This window comes from Psychrobacter sp. 1Y4, from assembly GCF_051847555.1.
This window is the reverse complement of the sequence record NZ_JBPYDE010000962.1, coordinates 1-559: the sequence shown is the minus strand read 5'-3', so window position 1 is coordinate 559 and position 559 is coordinate 1. Positions and strand designations below refer to the sequence as shown.

The following is a 559-nucleotide window of genomic DNA, read 5'->3' as shown; positions in this document are numbered from 1 at the left end:
TGATGGACTACTGGCAGGTGCTTTGGTGGAGAATGGTAGCTTGCTCTATCGTGTGAGTGCCAAGGGTAGTGACACCAAGCTGGGTGATATGGTGCAAGCGCTGAGTGATGCGCAAGGATCAAAAGCTAACTTGGCGAGGCTGGCTGATAGAGTGACCGCAGTGTTTGTGCCAATTGTAGTGACCATTGCTTTGGTTACTTTTGGCCTGACATGGTGGCTGACAGGCATGGTCGATACTGCCTTGATGCACGCCGTATCGGTATTGGTCATTGCTTGTCCTTGTGCGCTTGGCTTGGCCACGCCAGCGGCTATCATGGCGGGTATGGGAGTTGCTGCGCGTCACGGTGTTTGGTTCAAAGACGCACAAAGTCTCGAGGCGGCAGGCAATATTGATACAGTAGTGCTCGATAAGACGGGCACGCTGACCATTGGTAAGCCAACTATCGTTGATCAGGTCATGGTGGATAAGTCACTGGCCGTTGACGATGTATTGCAAATTGCAGCCAGTGTCGAGGCGCACGCCAGTCATCCATTAGCAACAGCTCTGATCAATACTGCT

General features: G+C 52.4%; 1 protein-coding gene. It reads left to right on the top strand.

The genetic code is table 11. The annotated features are described in order from the left end of the window. On the top strand, nt 1-559 hold a 559-nt coding region (locus ACS8FC_RS19850), incomplete at both ends, for an HAD-IC family P-type ATPase (protein ID WP_439298049.1).